Here is a 17,342-nt window from a genome sequence, read left to right on the forward strand (position 1 = left end):
CTGTGGAAGTCGCCGTTATCGTACTGCTGGTCAGTTTCCTGATCCTTCTCGCACTGAACGTACCTATTTCCATCAGTATTGGTGCGGCCACCGTGCTTACCATGCTGTGCACCATCGACTTTGATCCGGCCATGATCACCATGGCCCAGCGTATGGCCAGTGGTATCGACAGCTTCGCGCTGCTCGCCATTCCGTTCTTCATTTTTTCCGGCATGCTGATGGGCAGCGGCGGTATCGCCCGGCGCATCATCGACTTTGCGCGCGTACTGGTGGGTATGTTGCCCGGCGGTCTGGCGTTCGTGAATATCATCAGCTGCACCCTGTTCGGTTCCATCTCCGGTTCTGCGGTGGCGGCCACCTCGGCCATCGGCGGTTTCATGATTCCGTCGATGACCAAAGAGGGTTATGACAAGAACTTCAACACCGCGGTGACCGTGGCTTCCTCCACCACCGGTCTGCTGATTCCGCCGAGCAACATCCTGATCGTGTTCTCGCTGGCGTCCGGCGGTGTGTCCATCGCCGCGCTGTTTATCGCCGGTTACCTGCCGGGCCTGCTGCTGGCGCTGGGGCTGATGATCGTGTGCGGCATCTGGGCCAAGGCCAAGGGTTACCCGGTGGGTGAGAAACCGTCTCTGAAATTCGCTCTGCAGAAAACCCTGGATGCAGTGCCGAGTCTGTTCCTGATCTTTATTGTGATCGGCGGCATCATCAGCGGCTTCTTCACCGCCACCGAGGCCAGTGCGGTGGCGGTGCTCTACTCGCTGCTGCTGTCCTGCGTGGTCTACAAGGAAGTGAAGTGGGGTGAGTTGCCGGCGCTGCTGACCAGGTCTGTGGAAACCACCGCGATCGTGATGTTCCTGATCGCCGCGTCCTCCGCCATGTCCTGGATCATGTCCTACCAGAATATTCCGCAGACCATCAGCCAGGCACTGATCACCATCAGCGACAATCCGCTGCTGATCCTGCTCACCATCAACCTGATTCTGCTGGCTGTGGGTGCGTTTATGGATATGACCCCGGCGGTACTGATCTTTACCCCCATCTTCCTGCCGGTGGTTACCGAGCTCGGAATGTCGCCGCTGCAGTTCGGTATCGTGATGATCCTGAACCTGTGTATCGGCCTGTGTACGCCGCCGGTGGGCAGCGTGCTGTTCGTGGGGGCGAGTATTTCCAAAACATCCATCACAGCGTTGATTCGTCCGCTGATGCCCATGTACCTCATGATGTTTGTGGTACTGGCGCTGGTCACCCTGGTGCCGGCGATCAGCGAGTTTCTGCCGCGGGCGCTGGGATTGATCGAGTAACCCTGCCGGGATACTCACCCGGGGCGGAGGCCCCGAATTGACTGCGGTGTTTCATTGATTTCCTCGCATCATCATCAGGATGGCATTGCCGGGCTGTTTAGCCCGGCTTTTTTTATCCGAAGTTTGAGATTCTGGCGAGATGGCTTGGATATCTATCAATCAGTGGTCATGCAAGATTGGTAAATCCACTTTGCAGATCTCCGCTGCTCGACTTCTTAATTTTTGCGCCTCCTGATATTTTTGGCGCAAAAAACATCGAAAAATGGAGATATTTTTCGTAAAAAGTCACAAAACGGAATGTTGTGCCGGTGTGCCGCGTTTACAAGCCTTCTCTATTTGCCTAACCTCTCTCTGTTCTTTGGTATTGCCAATCATTTAAGTGGTAAAATAATAATGGCAAGCCGAACTCACGGGACGTGTCGCGGTATCCACCTCCCCAAGCGATGATGATTGGTCCTGCTATCCCTCAAGTTGTATCCGGGCATTAGCTTTCAGGTGTCTCCCCCGTGGAGTGCACGCCTGTGGCCTTTCGTCTGAAAAATCTTCTCGATAAAAAAATAAACGGAAGGTCACATGCAATTTGAGCTGAAGAAAACAGTGGTGCTGGGTGCACTGCTGGGTAGCGTGATGGCAGCGGGTGCAGCGGCACAGCCTGTCGGTTACGCGACACTGAACGGAGGTACCACCGGCGGCGCCGGCGGCGATGTGGTGTATGCCTCCACGGGTACCGAAATCCACGCGGCCCTGTGCAATCGCCCATCGAGCGATACCCCGGTCATCATTCACGTGGAAGGTACCATCAACCACGGTAATACCAGCAAAGTCTCTGGTGACAGCTGTAACACCGCCGACGGTGTAATCGAAATCAAGGACGTGAGTAACGTCTCAATCATCGGTGTGGGCAATGGTGCGCTGTTTGATGAACTGGGTATCCACCTGCGCAATTCCTCCAACATCATTCTGCAGAACCTGCACGTACGGAATGTAAAAAAATCCGGCTCTCCGACCTCCAACGGTGGTGATGCCATCGGTATGGAATCCAACGTGTACAACGTGTGGGGCGATCACCTGACCCTGGAGGCGTCCGGTGGTGAGAGTGAAGGTTACGATGCGCTGTTCGATATGAAGGCCACCACCAAGTACGTGACCCTGTCTTACAGTATTCTGCGCAATTCCGGCCGCGGCGGTCTCGTCGGCTCCAGCGACAGCGACGACAACAACGGACCGGTCACCTTCCACCACAATCTGTACGAGAACATCGACTCGCGCACACCACTGCTGCGCCACGCCACAGCGCACGCCTACAACAATCATTACGTGAGCCTGAACAAATCCGGCATGAACCCGCGTATTGGCGGAGTCATGAAGGCGGAAAACAACTACTTCGAAGATTCCAAAGACCCGCTCGGCACGTTCTACACCGACGATATGGGTTACTGGGATGTGAGCGGTAATATTTTCTCCAACGTCACCTGGACCGCGGAGGATTCCGACAACCATCCGGCGGGGCCGAATCCGGTGTCCACCACCACCCTGAATGTGCCCTACAGTTACACGCTGGATGATGCGGGATGTGTGCCGCAGATCATTCTCGCCACCGCTGGCGCCAACAAGGGCCTGCTGACGTCCGATGGCAATTGTCAGTCCTCGTCCAGCTCTTCCAGCAGTTCATCCTCTGGCGGTTCCAGTTCTTCCAGCAGCTCCTCGAGTTCTGGCGGCGCCAGCTCCAGCAGCTCTTCCAGCTCCGGCGGCACGTCGTCCGGTGGTTCCGCGCCCGGCGAACTGGGGGCAAACCTGTCCATCGGTGCCGGCTCCGACGGGTCCAGCAAGGGCAGCGGAAGCTACGGTGATGTACGGGACGGCGACCTGAGCTCTGCCTGGCAACCCTCGTCTGCAAGCGGTGAACGTGTTTCCATCAAGTGGAGCAGTGCCACCAGCTTCAACACCGTCATCATTCGCGAGAGTGGCGATGCGGTGCAGGACTGGCGTCTGGTGAATAACGATACCGGTGCTGAGCTGGCATCCGGCACCGGAATCGGCAGCGCGTTGCAGGTGTATCTGGGTGATGTATCCATGTCCAAGATCAACCTGCAGATCGACAGCGCCAGCAGTGCGCCGTACATCGCTGAATTCGAGGTGTACAACGCGACCGGTGATGTGGGCTCTTCTTCCAGTTCCTCGTCCAGCTCCGGCGGTTCTTCTTCTGGTTCCTCGTCCAGTAGCAGTTCTTCCTCCGGTGGTAATGGCGGTACCGTGTCCACCCTGGTACTGCAGGAAGCGGAAGCCGGTTTCTGTGCCGTGGATGGCGCACTGGAAACCGAGCACGCGGGCTACACCGGTTTCGGCTATGCCAATACCGAAAACACGAGCGGTGCCGGCATCGACTGGTCCGTGGTGGTTCCGGCCGCGGGCACATACACCCTGGAATACCGCTATGCCAACGGCTCCGGTGATCGCCCGGCGAATGTGATGGTGAATGGCGCGAGCGCGGCAGCCGTGGCGATGGGCGTGAGCGGTGGCTGGACCAGCTACACCACCGAATCCGTGACCGTGACCCTGGCGGTGGGCTACAACGAGATCCGACTGCAGGCAACCAGCGGTAACGGTCTCGCCAACATCGACAGCCTCGCGGTGACCGGTTTAGATCCGGCGGCCGGTGACTGTGCCGGTGGCAGCGATGGCGGTTCCTCTTCTGGTGGCAGCAGCTCCTCCAGCAGTTCTTCCTCCAGTGGCGCGGGCAGTTCCAGTTCTTCCAGCAGTTCGTCCTCCGGCGGCTCATCTTCGGGCAGCTCGTCCTCCAGCAGTTCGTCCGGCAGCGGCTCTTCTTCCGGCGGAGCCTTCCCGTCACCGGATGTCAGCAACGCCTGTTACATTCTCGCGACCGATCCTAACGTCAACTGGCGTGACTCCAGCGAGCTGGATACGGACCAGGAAATTGTCGAGTGCCTGTTTAAAACCCTCGGGCGCGCTGTGGGCTACGGTGAAAATGCGCTGGGTGGTTACGATCCCGATGGCAACAGCACGCTGACCGTGATTACCAAAAACGACAGCCAGGGCCGCTCTGTGGAGCAGCAGATTCTGGATGCGGTTACCGGAGACGAGCCCAACTGGATCGTGTTCGATAAGTTCGAGTTTGCGAATGAAACCGAAGTGGCCATGTACCGGAATTTCTGTGGTGACACATCCGTGCAGGCGGCGATCGGTGGCACAGCGGCGCAGTGCGTCGACTATCGCCAGTGGTGCGCCGACAACGGTTACAACGATCACGAGTCCTGCATGGCGGAGTTCTTCAATGATCGCCTGAATGACCAGGATCTGCCGATCCGCAATACCAAGATCGGTTCCCGTAAAACTCTCGACGGTCGCCAGGCCAATGCCTACTTCCGCTTCAACGGTTTTGCCATCGGCGCGGACAGTGCCGGTCAGCCGACCCAGACTTCCGAGCACGTGATCCTGACCCATCTGGACTTCCGCGGCGCAGGCCACACCGAAGATCACGGTCTTGATCCGGACATGATCCGCAACACCGGCGCCTCCCATGAAATCTGGATTCATAAAAACACCTTCGACACTACCGGTGACTCGGCATTTGATGTGAAAGTGGGTGCTTACAACATCACCATGTCGTTCAACAAACTGGTGAATGTGAAGCGCGCAGCGCTGCACGGTTCCAGCGACAGCCGGACCATTAACGCGCAGATCCGTACCACCATGCACCACAATGCGTTTATCACCACCGATGATCACTACAGCAGCCTGGGCAACACTCTGCGCCGGGTGCCGCTGATCCGTCGCGGCACCACACACATGTTCGACAACTTCTTTATGAACTATCGCAAAGACACTCTGAGTGTGCGTGTCGGTGCGAGCGTATTGTGGGAAGACAACATGTTCCTGATGAACAGCATCCATCAGGAAAAAGACGATGTGGTACAGGCGCTGAACGAGCGCGGTGAGGAGCTTGCGCGGGATGTTGACGATGGCAACTTCCGCAGCGAGGGCAGCAAGGTTTGGTTCTCGGACGCGGCGTGCAACCTCGACCCATCGCTGGTGTATGAGATAGCCGACGCATCGGGTTCCGTGGCAGATCTGAAGCAGGACTACTCGCAGTACTCCCGCGACCTGATCGCCGCCGAGCGCCGCCCGGCTGGTCAGGCACTGGCGGATTATGTGGCTGCGACAGCGGGCAAAAGCGGTGAGATTCCGTTCAATTCTCCATTGGGCTACAGCCAGAATTATGTAATTGGACTGGGCGAAGTGGACTGCCAGTAAGATCTGTTACTAACCTGACTTAAGTCATGCGGAAGCCCGTGTATCGGTCGGTACACGGGCTTTTTTATACTCTGGCGAATTAAGCCGGTGACCAAGAACGCCTGTGCGGGAAGCCTGTGGTATGTCGGCACAACGATGTTGTTGTAAATGGTGTCGGAAATCGCGCCTCTCAGATGACGATAACTCGTAAAAGGCTTTACACAAAAAAAGTTTCTGACTAACCTCTTTTTAATATTGGTATTGCCAATTGTGGCTTTCAAAAAGTTGCGCAAAACAATAATGGCAAACCAATATTCAGGCCGCCTGTCCCCTGGCGGCAAACAGCGATGATGATTAGTCCCTATGTTGTTCCCGTTAGCCCTGCATGCCTGCATGAGGGGGCGTATTAGGGCGTTGTTTCCGGGTGTGGTGCCTGTGACTGGTCGTCTGACTTCATCTTCTAATAAACATAAATACGGAAGGTCACATGGAATTCAGACTGAAGAAAACAGCGATGCTGGGTGCATTGCTGGGCACCCTGGTGGGAGGCCTCACGGCCGCAGATGTGTCTGCGCAGGCCACAGGGTTCGCCACGCAGAACGGTGGAACCACCGGCGGTGCTGGCGGCGATGTGGTGTATGCCACCACCGGAACGCAGATTCACCAGGCGCTGTGTAATCGCGCTTCCAGCAGCACGCCGATTATTATTCACGTCGAGGGCACCATCAATCACGGCAATACCAGCAAGGTCTCCGGTAGCAGCTGCAATACCGCCGATGGTGTGATTGAAATAAAAGAAGTGAGCAATGTTTCGCTGATCGGGGTCGGCAACGGCGCGCTGTTCGATCAGGTGGGTATTCACCTGCGCAGCTCTTCCAACATCATTCTGCAGAACCTGCATGTACGGAATGTAAAGAAATCCGGCTCTCCCACATCCAATGGCGGTGATGCCATCGGTATGGAAAGCAATGTCAGCAACGTGTGGGCGGATCACCTGACCCTGGAAGCATCTGGTGGTGAGAGTGAGGGGTACGACGCGCTGTTCGATATGAAAGCGAACACTAAATACGTCACTCTCTCATACAGTATTCTGAAAAACTCCGGGCGCGGCGGCCTGGTCGGCTCCAGTGACAGCGATCTGAACAACGGTCCGGTCACCTTTCACAACAACCTCTATCAGAACATTGATTCGCGCACCCCGCTGCTGCGCGGCGCCACGGCGCATGCATACAACAACCACTACATGAGCCTGAATGAGTCCGGTATGAACCCGCGTATCGGTGGCAAGATACGTGCGGAAAACAACTACTTCGAGGATTCAAAAGACCCGCTCGGCACCTTCTATACCAACGATATGGGGACGTGGCAGGTGAGCGGTAATGTGTGGTCCAACATTCAGTGGACCTCCGAGGGTGACAAAAATCACCCCGCCGGCCCCAATCCGGTCTCCACCACGTCCATCAGCATCCCCTACAGCTACTCTCTGTGTAATGCCAACCTTGTTCCGCAGATTGTTGCCTCTACGGCCGGTGCCAATAAAGGACTGGCGCGGGCAAGCAACTGCTCCACCAGCTCCTCCTCTGGCGGTAGCTCCAGTTCGAGCTCCAGTTCCAGTTCTTCAGGCGGTTCCTCCGGTGGCAGTTCTTCCAGCAGCTCCTCATCCAGCAGTTCGGGCGGCTCCGGCAGTTCCGGCGGTGGCACCCTGGGGCAGAATCTGGCACTCAGCGCCGGTGCAGATGGCAGCAGCAAAGCCAGCGGCTCAAGCTATGGCAATGCCATCGATGGCGACACGTCCAGCTACTGGCAGCCCAGCTCCAGCAGCGGTCAGCGTATTTCCGTCAAGAATCTTACCGGTACCTTCAATACCGTGGTGATTCGCGAAATTGGCAACCGGGTGCAGGCCTGGCGTCTGGTGAACAACGACACCGGAGTGCAACTCGCTTCCGGCACCAGCATCGGCGCGGCGCTGCAGGTGTATCTCGGCAATGTGAGCATGAGCAAAATCAACCTGATGATCGACTCCGCCAGCAGTGCGCCGCAGATTGCCGAGTTCGAGATCTATAACGCGACTGGAGGCAGTGGCAGTTCTTCATCATCCAGCGGGTCCTCCGGTGGATCATCCGGCGGGTCCTCGGGCGGCAGTGCCACCATCACGCTGCAGGAAAATACGGCGGGTTTTTGTGGTGTAGATGGTGCGATTGAGTCCGAGCACAGTGGTTATACCGGTGCGGGATACGCCAACACCGATAACGTCAGTGGTGCGGGCGTGAACTGGTCTGTGGTCGCCCCTGGTGCCGGTAACTACAACCTGCAGTGGCGCTACGCCAATGGTGGCAGTGACCGCCCTGCGGCAGTGCTGGTGAATGGCGGCAACCAGGCCTCCCTCGGTATGGGCGGCACTGGCGCCTGGACCAGTTACAGCAACAGCAGCACCGTCACTGTGTGGCTGAATGCCGGCAGCAACGCCGTCCGGCTGGAAGCAACCGGCAGCAGTGGGCTCGCCAATATCGACAGTGTTGCCATCACCGGATCGTCGCCCGCGGCCGGAAACTGCGGTGGCTGATACCGGGCGAACATGACGAAGCGGCCGGGCTGAGCCAACACCCTTTAGGGTTCGCCCGGTTTTGTTCGCCGGCCCATCCCGTGCCGCTATCCACCCGGCAACACTGAGTTGCCGGGTGGATAAAACGAGCAGTAGTGCAATGGCTCATTTACATCCCGTTGAATGAGTCATTTTCCTCTCCTCACCTCCGCGCCGCTGTTGGTCTGGCCACTTTCCGAGCTTTCGGGCATCGCTCTGGCGCTGGTACCCCCGCAATCTTCATCAGCATCCCTGCAGTTCCATCCCGGAAAACCGCGGATTCGCGCAAAATTTGCGCGATTTTGGCGCCTATTACCCCATGGCCAAGCCAGAGGGAGTCTGTGTGGTAACCAGTTGGTACAAATGGTTGTATATGCCTAACCAATCTGGTTAGATTGCCAAACCAATAAGTATCAAGGCTGAGCCTGGGTGGTAACCGCGCATTCAAAACTGAACAGCGCATCCATCGCGAAGCTATCCGGGCGGAAGACCCGGGCTCATAAGAATAACGATTGAAAATGAGAGAGAAGGGGTGAGTATGAAACCTTTACCTTGGGCGAAATCCGCACTTGCACTGTGCGTCATGGGAACACTGACCGCCTGTGGCGGCGGTGGCAGCAGTTCCTCGGGAGAAGGCGACATCGCAGAACTGCCGGCGCCGCCACCCGTGGTTGTGGTGCCGCCGGAGGAGAGCGGCATCATTAACACCGCGCTGCCGGTTCTGGAAAATTTTGGTGAGTACACCAATTTCGACCAGAGTGATGTGATCGACTTTTTCAGTCCAAATTACAAAGCGTTGGCCACCGCTGACAGTAGCGAATACGTCGACGAACGCCCATCGTTCTACTATCCCACCTGCTGTTTCTTCGATCAGGACAACCCCGACAGCGAAATTACCGTCGACCACGAAACCCGTCTGGGTATCGTCAGTGACAACGGTGATCCGTCCCTGTTGATCAGTAACGCACGTTTTACCATCGGCCAGACCAAGTCCGACATGGCCGACGCATCGAAAAATGACCCGAAAAAAGATTCCACCCCCGGCACCGACGGCGGCAGCGGCTGGGGCGAGCTGGATCTTTCCGAGCCCTACCGCATCTCGTTCTGCGTGTCTTCCGCGAGCGGCTCGGGGTCCATGACCCAGATTTATGTAAACAACAACACGACCGGTGAAGCGAACTCCATTCACGGCGGCGGTGGTGCGGGCTCTCGGATTTTCAACGTGGAAACCGGCAGCCTGGTTCCGGGTAAACGCGTGGAAATTAACGTGCCGGGAGACGTGACCCTGGAGCCGGGTGCAACGCCTGTGGATATCAAATCTCAGGTAGTGGGAACAGAAAATTCCTTTCTGCACTTCCGGGTTTCCAGTGGCGGTACGGCGATTATCGATGATCTGCTGATCGAAAAGCAGTCTGATAATGGTCAGGCGACGTTGCCAGTGTGTACTAAGTTCAAATCCGCCGAGGAACCCGTCGCGCCGAACGCGCCGACAACCTTTGCTACCGACGCGCAGATGGCCGTGAGCTGGAATTCCGTGCTAGGAGCGGCGACTTACGATCTTGCTTATGGCACCAGTGACGATGTGTCCGGGGCCATTATCGTCAATGACCTGACCGACACCAGCACCACACTGACCGAATTGGAAAACGGTACCACCTATTACGTGTGGGTTCGTGGTGTGAATAACATCGGTGCGGGTGCCTGGAGTGAATTTGCAACGGGTACACCGGAAGCCCCGCTAGGCGATAGCTGCAGTCCCACTACTACCGTAAATCCGTCTGTATCCCATGGCATTCTTTGGAGCGTGTACGATGGATGTACACATCCGGGTGAGCTGGGTGCTGTTGTTATCAATGGTAGCGAGCAAACCAACTTCGAATTCTCCGATGAAGAGAAGCCGTGGTTTACCGTCAGTGATGAAGGTGTCATGACCATGGATACCCTCGCCGGAGACTCCAACACCAAACCGGTGGGTGACTTGAGCGGCGTGGTTGCCGATGGGACCTATCCAAAGCATTTCACCTGGATTGCGCGCATCGACAATGCGTATGCGGAAACGCAGGGGGCTCGTGGCTTTGAAGTTGAAACTCATATCGACGAACGCCGTATCAAAGCGATTCTGCGTCCGGACTCCGGCAAGGTTCAACTGGAGAAATTCCTGGCGGCGGAGGAGACCGCGGAAGTTTCCGATGTGGTGTACAGCGATGGCTACCACGTATACCAGTTCAGTTTTACCGTAAATGACCCAACGGCCGAGGCCGATAACATTACTGCGGTGATTTACCGCGACGGTAACGAAATCGGCAGCTTCACTGGCCCTGGTCGCTCCGGTGGTTCCGCCAGTCTGCTGCGTGTGGGTGAAGGCTCCGGAAGTGCATTCCACGCTAACCTCGACTGGCTGGTGTGGAGTGACGACATGGCCGCAGATGTAACAGCTGAAGCGTTGAAGGGAGAGTTGCCTGGCGGCATCGGCGAATTGGGATTCTATGCGGCCGCTGACATTTCCGCGGTCATTGAGGAAAACTTCGAAGGCGCGGGCCTTGTAGAAGACTCTGAATCCGGTGCGGGTAACTTTTTCAGTGCTGACTACAAAGCGCTGAGCGGTGACGCCACCAAACCCATGTACAACGCAACCGGTGGCGGTTCGCGCATATCCGTAGCTGGAGGTCAACTGTCGCTTCACGATGCGCGTTTCACTATCGGTGATGCGATGCACGGTACCGACACCAGCGCAGACGATGCCGCCGGCCGCGGCGACTTCGACTTGAGCAAGCCGTACAAGATCTCGTTCGATGTTGTGGAAAACCCCAACGTTTCGTCCGAGGCCGGAAAATGCCAGGTATATGTGGATAACAACACCTCGGGTTCTGGAAATTCAATCCACGGTGCCAGTTCGAAGATTTTCGAAAGCGTTGCTTCGCAAATGGCCGCTGGTTCTGCGACAGGTACCGTTACCGTTGAGAGTGATGTTGGTACCGCCAGTTCCTTCATACAGCTCCGTTGTGACAGTGGCACGAGAGACAAGCCTGTAGTGATCGATAATTTCTCTATCACCTACCAGTAAGCCTGAGAGAGATCGCCGGTTGAGTAATCAGTCTAGCCGGCGATAAAAATAATCATCGATACGGCTGGATACGATGGCCGAATAAAAACGATGGGAGAGTCACAATGACTTATAAAAAGCAGATTCTCGCCGTGGCGATCGCCATGGCCGCTTCCACGAACCTGATGGCTCAGGAAGCACAGCAGCAGAAAGCAGAAACTACTTCCGACTTCTCCATGGAAGAAGTTACGGTTGAAGGTGTACGCAATGCCGAGCTCAACGCCCGTCAAGCGGAGCGCGACAAAAATATTTTCAGCTCCGTTATTACCCAGGACGATTCCGGTAACTTTGCCGATCAGAACGTCGCGGAATCCTTGCAGCGCCTGCCCGGTATCACCTTGCAAAGCTCTGAAGGTGAAGGCAAGTTCATCAACCTGCGCGGTCTTGGTCCGGGCTTCGTGTCGGTACAGATGAACGGCTCTGAAATGGCCAACAGCGGCGGTGGCCCGGCGGACAGCGAGAGCCGCGGTTTCTCTCTGGACGCATTGCCCGCCGATGTGCTGCAGTCCATCGAGGTACTGAAATCCCTCACTCCGGACATGGACCTGAACTCCATCGGCGGTAGTGTAAACGTCACTACCGTTTCCGCGCTGGATCGCGGTGAGAATACCTTCAAGGTACGCGCCCAGGGGGCGTATCAGGATCAGAGCGGCGAAATGTCGCCCAAACTGACCTTGCAGGGCACCAACATTTTTGCCGATGAAAAGTTGGGCTTCAGTTACTCGCTGTCTTATGAAAACCGCGTGAGCGAAGGGTACGAATCCCGCGCTCACGACAGTTCCCTGCCGCGTTACATTACCCTGGATGGCGCCGACAGCCCGATGCTGATTCCGTTCGAGCTTCAGAACCGGCAGGAAAATGCCGAGCGCGAACGTATCGCCGGCATCTTCGATCTGGAGTATCGCCCCGACGACAACAGTAAGTATTACGCGCGCTACAGCAATACCGTATATACAGATAAAGACACGGCCTTGCGTGAATACTACCGCTGGGGGCAGGCAAGTGATGACGAAGTCGTTTACTACGATGCTGCCAATAACGTATTCGGCTCCGGCGGAATCGACCTTCAGCACCAGTTCTTTATGCAGGAGTCCGAGAGCGACACCAAAGTGTTTGCGCTCGGTGGCGAAAATCTGTTTGGCGATAATTGGACTCTGGACTATGAGCTGACCCACTCCAGTGCCACTCAGGATTCTCCGGACAGCAGCCGTGTGCAGTTCCGCGTGCGCGATATTACCGCGCTCGGTCGCACCGGCGAAGATTTCCTCAACGGTCAGATCGTGCATCCCTCACAGCTGGCCGAACTCGCCGGAATGGAAAGTGTGCCCGGTTCAGGTGGATTCGGACCGTCTGGGTACCAGTACGGCGAGAGCGTTCAACCGTTCATGCTGTACGACAACCTGTTCATGGAAAACAGCTTCCGCGAAGACACGCTCGATCAGGCTATGGCCAATCTGCGTAAAGACTTTGATATTGGCCCGGTCAACTACATCAAGACTGGCTTCAAGATCAAAAATCGCGAGCGCAATCGCGACAAGAACCGTATCAGTGTTCACCCCGGTGACAAGAAAGCGGCGGGTTGTGCAGGCGATCAGGCGTGTATCGACGCGGCAGGGGTTCGTCTCGGCGATGTCGAGACCTTCATGCCGGACAACCCTCTCTTCGACCACGCGTTCATTACTGAGGCCGAGGCCAAGCGCTTGATTGAGCAGACGCGGATCATCGGCGAGAACTACGACCCTGAACAGCGCGAGCTGGACAGTACGCGCAACGACTATCAGTTGTCGGAAGATACCGCCGCGGCCTACATCATGGGTGAATTCCAGGTGACCGATACCGGTACCCTGATTGCCGGTGTGCGCTACGAGAAAACCGATTTCAACTCCACCGGTTACCTCTCTATCCGCAATGATCGCGAAGAGAGTGCCGACCAGCTGGAATCCTTCGACATCGCGGTACCACTGGACGATACCTCGAATTCCTACGATGGCTTTTTCCCCAGCCTCCACTATCGCGATGAGTTACGAGAAGACCTGTTGTTCCGCGCCTCCCTGTGGACCTCCTTCTCCCGTCCGTCTTTCGATGAAGCCCGCGCTTATGCGCAGGTGGTCGACCGGGTGATTTTCTGCAACTACGATCCGGCGGCGAATCTGGCGGTGGAAAATCAATGCAGTGATCAGCCGGCGGATCTGCAGGGTGACATTGCCGAGGCTGACTACACCGATACATACAAGCAGCAGCATCTGACCATGTCCCCGGACAACGTGGTCGAGCTTGGCAACCCGAAACTGGACGCAATGCGTGCGACCAACTTTGATATTTCTCTGGGCTGGTACGCCAGCGATGACCTGTTTATCCAGGGCGCGGCTTTCTATAAGAAGATTGATGACTTCATCGTCAATGTGGCCGGTGCGGATCTGAACCTGGCGGAGCTGCCTTACACCCTGCCAGTGGATCAGGTCACCATGTTCCAGATTCCCGCGGATCTGCAGTTGGCTAACGCCAGTACTTACCTGAATGGTGAAGGCGCGGATGTGTACGGTCTGGAAGTGACGTACAACCAGTATTTCACTCAGGGGTTACTGAACAACTTCTTTATCCAGTCCAACTTCACACTGCTGCATTCCGAAGCCGATGCCGGAGCCAGTGTGCGCGCGGAAAAAATCCGTTTGCCGGAACAGGCGGACGTGACCGTGAACACCACGCTCGGTTGGGAGAACGACTTCTTCTCGGTGCGCTTTATCACCAACTACCGCAGCGAAATCCTGAAGCGCATCGGCTCCTGTACCGAAGCGGATATCGCCGCGGACGCGGCCCTTGGCTACTCGCAAAACTGTGCCGCCTGGTCTGACGTTTATCAGGACGCCGGTGTCACCTACGACATCAAAGCGACCTACGACGTCAGCGATAACGTGAAGCTGTATCTGGATGCGGTGAATATTACCGACGAGAGCAATATCCAGTACTTCGAGGGCAATGAGTTTTCCAGCGGACACATGATGTTCCTGAGAGAGACGTATGGCCCGACATACCAGCTCGGTGTGAACGTTCAGTTCTGAACCTGACTGGATTTCCCCCTTTGCCATTTTTGCCCCGCTCGCGGGGCTTTTTTGGCTTTGGATGCAGAAAAAGACAGCGGTAGGGGTGACCTCGCCGCATAGAACGTACGCCTGTATTTCGGTGCAAGGCCGTTGCGAACAATAAACACAGCCGGTTTAAGAGGTAGACCATGCAGCAGAAATTAATCATTACAGCGGTCGCGGCAGTGCTGTCTGTCATGTTGACCGCCTGCGGCGGCGGAAGCAGTGGTTCCGAAACGAGCCCTCCTGCGTTCAATTCTTCCAGCAGTTCATCCGGTTCATCCTCCGGCGGAAGTTCCAGTTCCTCCAGCAGCTCATCGTCTTCCGGTGGCGGCTCCAGTTCCTCGTCATCCGGTGGCGATGAAGCGGTGGTACTACCGCAGGCCGGCAACCCGATTTACGGTGAGCTGGACAATTACAAGTCGTGGAAAGGTAGCAGCCTGTCCGCTGACCAGAGCCTGGCCGACAATATGATCAGCTGGCAGATGCCGCACGGTGGTTTCTACAAGTTTGGTGTATCCAAGTACGCTACGCCGTGGGATGGCAGCAGTGCCCGCTCCGAGTGGACTGGCGCAGATGGGGTTGAGCTGGGCACCATCGACAACGACGCTACAGTTACCGAGCTGCTGTTTCTCGCCGATGTTTACCAGCGCAGTGGCGACGCCGCGTACCGCGATGCCGCGCGCAAGGCGCTGGAATTTCTGTTGACCATGCAATACGCCAGCGGGGGGTGGCCACAGGTCTATCCCGCGCGCACCGGCACCACCTACTCCAACTATGTGACCTTCAACGACGGCGCCATGGCCCGCGTGCTGATCCTGCTCGACCAGGCCCAGCGGCAGGAAGCGCCGCTGAATGGCGACCTGTTCACCGAGGAGCAGCGCACACGTATGGCGACCGCCATCGACAACGGTGTCGACTTTATTCTCAAGGCGCAAATCGTGCAGGCCGATGCGAAAACCGTCTGGTGCGCCCAGCACGACCCGGAAACCTATGCTCCGCGCCCGGCGCGTTCCTACGAGCTCGAATCCAAGAGCGGCAAGGAGTCCATGCTGGTGGCGGCTTTCCTGATGTCGCGACCGCAGACCCCTGAAGTGGAAGCCGCGGTGCGCGCCGCGCTGGCGTGGTATCGCAGTGAAGCGGTGAAGGTTGCCGACACAGCGTATATCAAGCGATCCAGCGGCAGCAGTGACGACACCTACAATCCCATCCAGACCAAAGCGGGCAGTACCATGTGGTACCGCTTTTATGACCTGGGCCAGGACGTCGGCTTCTTCAGCGGCCGCTCGGTGGCTGAGGGGGGCGCGGGCAAGCAGTACGACATCATGGCGATTGAGCCCGAGCGTCGCTACGGCTATGAATGGGGTGGAAATTACGGCACCCCGCTGATCAACTACGCCGACAGTGTTGGTTATTACTGAGCATCTGGTGGGAAGAGGCCGGTCTCGGAGGCAACCGTGAATCAGCCGCCGGGGTAGGGGATAAATTCCTCGCTATCGCCGGGGACTTTTTCAAAGCGGCCGGCCCGCCAGTCTTCGATTGCCTGGGCGATGCGCTCTTTGCGGCTGGAGACAAAGTTCCAGTCGATAAAGCGCTGGCCCAGGGACTCACCGCCGATAATCGCGATGCGACAGTCTTCGACGGCTTCCACTTCCACCCCTGCTTCCGGGAGGAATACCGCCAGCGCATGTTGTGGGATCCCGGTGTCCCGCGCACGCAGGGCGCCGCTGGCGACGTACACTGCGCGCTCCGGCGAATCCGGTAACGTCAGGCGCTGACCCGCTCGCAGCTGTGCCTCCACATAGATTGTTTCGGCGAAGGTTTTGACCGGTGAGGTACAACCGTAGGCACTGCCCATCATTACCCGCAGCGATACGCCGTCAATTTCCGCGGTGGGAATTTCCGCGGCGGGGTAGTGGTAAAACGCCGGTGGCAGCTCTTCATCGGATGCCGGCAGAGCCAGCCACAGTTGCAGACCGTGCAGGCGGTGGTCTGTGCCGCGTAGCTGCTCCGTCTCCCGCTCCGAGTGCACAATACCGCGCCCGGCCAGCATCAGATTGATGTCGCCGGGGCGGATCGCCTGCAGGCTGCCAAGGGAGTCCCGGTGCAGGATCTCCCCCTCAAACAGGTAGGTGACGGTGGCGATGCCGATATGCGGGTGTGGGCGCACGTCGATGCCTGTGCCCGCGGTAAAATCTGCCGGACCCATATGATCGAAGAATATCCAGGGGCCCACCATTTTCCGCTCGCGGGTGGGCAGCACTCGGCGCACGGAAAAGCCGCCCAGATCTTTGTTTCTGGGTTCAATGATGATGTCGATGGCACCGCAACCGGCGATTACGTCGCATGCCTGTACGGCGTCCTGGGCCAGGTTACTCATGGGTTATTCTCCGGTTGTTGAGAGACTGCGGCAGGTCAGCCCTGCAGCCGCCGGGTCCAATCGCCAAGTGCGGTGACGAGCTTGCCGATAAACAGGCGGGTGTCGTCATCGCCGAGGGTACCATCGTCATCGAATTTTTGGTGGGCGAAGGCGATCATCACCTCAGGCTTATTCACAAAATGCGCATCCAGGTAAATCAGGATGCGGCGCAGATCGTATTGTGCCCGCGCACCGCCGAACGCACTCATACTGGCACTCATTACCGCGACCGGCTTGTCGGCAAAGGGCTGCGGATCAAGACGGGAAAGCCAGTCAATGGCATTTTTCAGAACGCCGGAAACCGAGTAGTTGTATTCCGGCGTGGAGAACAGGATGGCGTCCGCATCCAGTACCTGATTGCCCAGTGTCTGAACCGCTTCCGGCACATGTTTATCGCGCAGGTCCTGATCGTAAAGCGGGATACCGGAGAGGTCGGCGAAGGTAAAGGATGCGCCATCTCCCGCCAGTTCTTCAGCGACACGCAGTGCGGCACTGTTGAACGAGCTTTGACGCAGACTGCCGGAAATGGCGAGGATTTTGATGGGACTGGATGCCATGGCTGCTCCCGCAGAGGATTGAACAAGCAAGCCTCAAAGATAGCAGG

Annotated in this window: 8 protein-coding genes; 6 read left to right on the forward strand and 2 right to left on the reverse strand. The window is 57.1% G+C overall.

Features of this window, described 5'->3' with window-relative positions; translation table 11 throughout:
* Positions 1–2 precede the first annotated feature (2 nt).
* The 6 genes from C3938_RS09410 to pelA all read left to right on the forward strand — a co-directional run bounded on the left by C3938_RS09410 (position 3) and on the right by pelA (position 15,740).
* Positions 3–1,304, forward strand: a complete 1,302-nt coding sequence (locus C3938_RS09410) for a TRAP transporter large permease (protein ID WP_105102879.1) — start codon at positions 3–5, stop codon at positions 1,302–1,304.
* Between the two features lie 573 nt (positions 1,305–1,877).
* On the forward strand, positions 1,878–5,576 hold the full coding sequence (locus C3938_RS09415) for a carbohydrate-binding protein (RefSeq protein WP_105102880.1): 3,699 nt from the start codon (positions 1,878–1,880) through the stop codon (positions 5,574–5,576).
* 466 nt (positions 5,577–6,042) lie between these two features.
* On the forward strand, positions 6,043–8,118 hold the full coding sequence (locus tag C3938_RS09420) for a CBM35 domain-containing protein (protein ID WP_105102881.1): 2,076 nt from the start codon (positions 6,043–6,045) through the stop codon (positions 8,116–8,118).
* 556 nt (positions 8,119–8,674) lie between these two features.
* Complete coding sequence (locus C3938_RS09425; protein WP_158681623.1) at positions 8,675–11,200, forward strand: fibronectin type III domain-containing protein; 2,526 nt, start codon at positions 8,675–8,677, stop codon at positions 11,198–11,200.
* Between the two features lie 104 nt (positions 11,201–11,304).
* Entirely contained in the window at positions 11,305–14,298 is a 2,994-nt protein-coding gene (locus C3938_RS09430) for a TonB-dependent receptor (RefSeq protein ID WP_105102883.1), read from the forward strand.
* Positions 14,299–14,468: 170 nt separating this feature from the next.
* Positions 14,469–15,740, forward strand: a complete 1,272-nt coding sequence (gene pelA / locus C3938_RS09435; RefSeq protein WP_105102884.1) for a pectate lyase — start codon at positions 14,469–14,471, stop codon at positions 15,738–15,740.
* Positions 15,741–15,781: 41 nt separating this feature from the next.
* Here pelA and C3938_RS09440 read toward each other — a convergent pair whose 3' ends face one another.
* Positions 15,782–16,699 carry a pirin family protein gene (locus tag C3938_RS09440; RefSeq protein WP_105102885.1) on the reverse strand — a complete coding sequence of 306 codons (918 nt, stop codon included), beginning with the start codon at positions 16,697–16,699 and terminating at the stop codon, positions 15,782–15,784.
* 35 nt (positions 16,700–16,734) lie between these two features.
* Positions 16,735–17,295 (reverse strand): NADPH-dependent FMN reductase, encoded by a 561-nt coding sequence (locus C3938_RS09445; RefSeq protein ID WP_105102886.1) that lies wholly within the window; start codon positions 17,293–17,295, stop codon positions 16,735–16,737.
* Positions 17,296–17,342: the final 47 nt, after the last annotated feature.

It is taken from the genome of Microbulbifer pacificus, assembly GCF_002959965.1.
Taxonomy (GTDB): Bacteria; Pseudomonadota; Gammaproteobacteria; order Pseudomonadales; family Cellvibrionaceae; genus Microbulbifer; species Microbulbifer pacificus_A.

Bases quoted from the DNA above. Each gene is read 5' to 3' on its own strand.
- C3938_RS09425 (WP_158681623.1), top strand. From the start codon at position 8,675: ATGAAACCTTTACCTTGGGCGAAATCCGCACTTGCACTGTGCGTCATG.
- C3938_RS09430 (WP_105102883.1), top strand. From the start codon at position 11,305: ATGACTTATAAAAAGCAGATTCTCGCCGTGGCGATCGCCATGGCCGCT.
- C3938_RS09445 (WP_105102886.1), bottom strand. From the start codon at position 17,295: ATGGCATCCAGTCCCATCAAAATCCTCGCCATTTCCGGCAGTCTGCGT.
- C3938_RS09440 (WP_105102885.1), bottom strand. From the start codon at position 16,699: ATGAGTAACCTGGCCCAGGACGCCGTACAGGCATGCGACGTAATCGCC.
- pelA (WP_105102884.1), top strand. From the start codon at position 14,469: ATGCAGCAGAAATTAATCATTACAGCGGTCGCGGCAGTGCTGTCTGTC.
- C3938_RS09420 (WP_105102881.1), top strand. From the start codon at position 6,043: ATGGAATTCAGACTGAAGAAAACAGCGATGCTGGGTGCATTGCTGGGC.
- C3938_RS09415 (WP_105102880.1), top strand. From the start codon at position 1,878: ATGCAATTTGAGCTGAAGAAAACAGTGGTGCTGGGTGCACTGCTGGGT.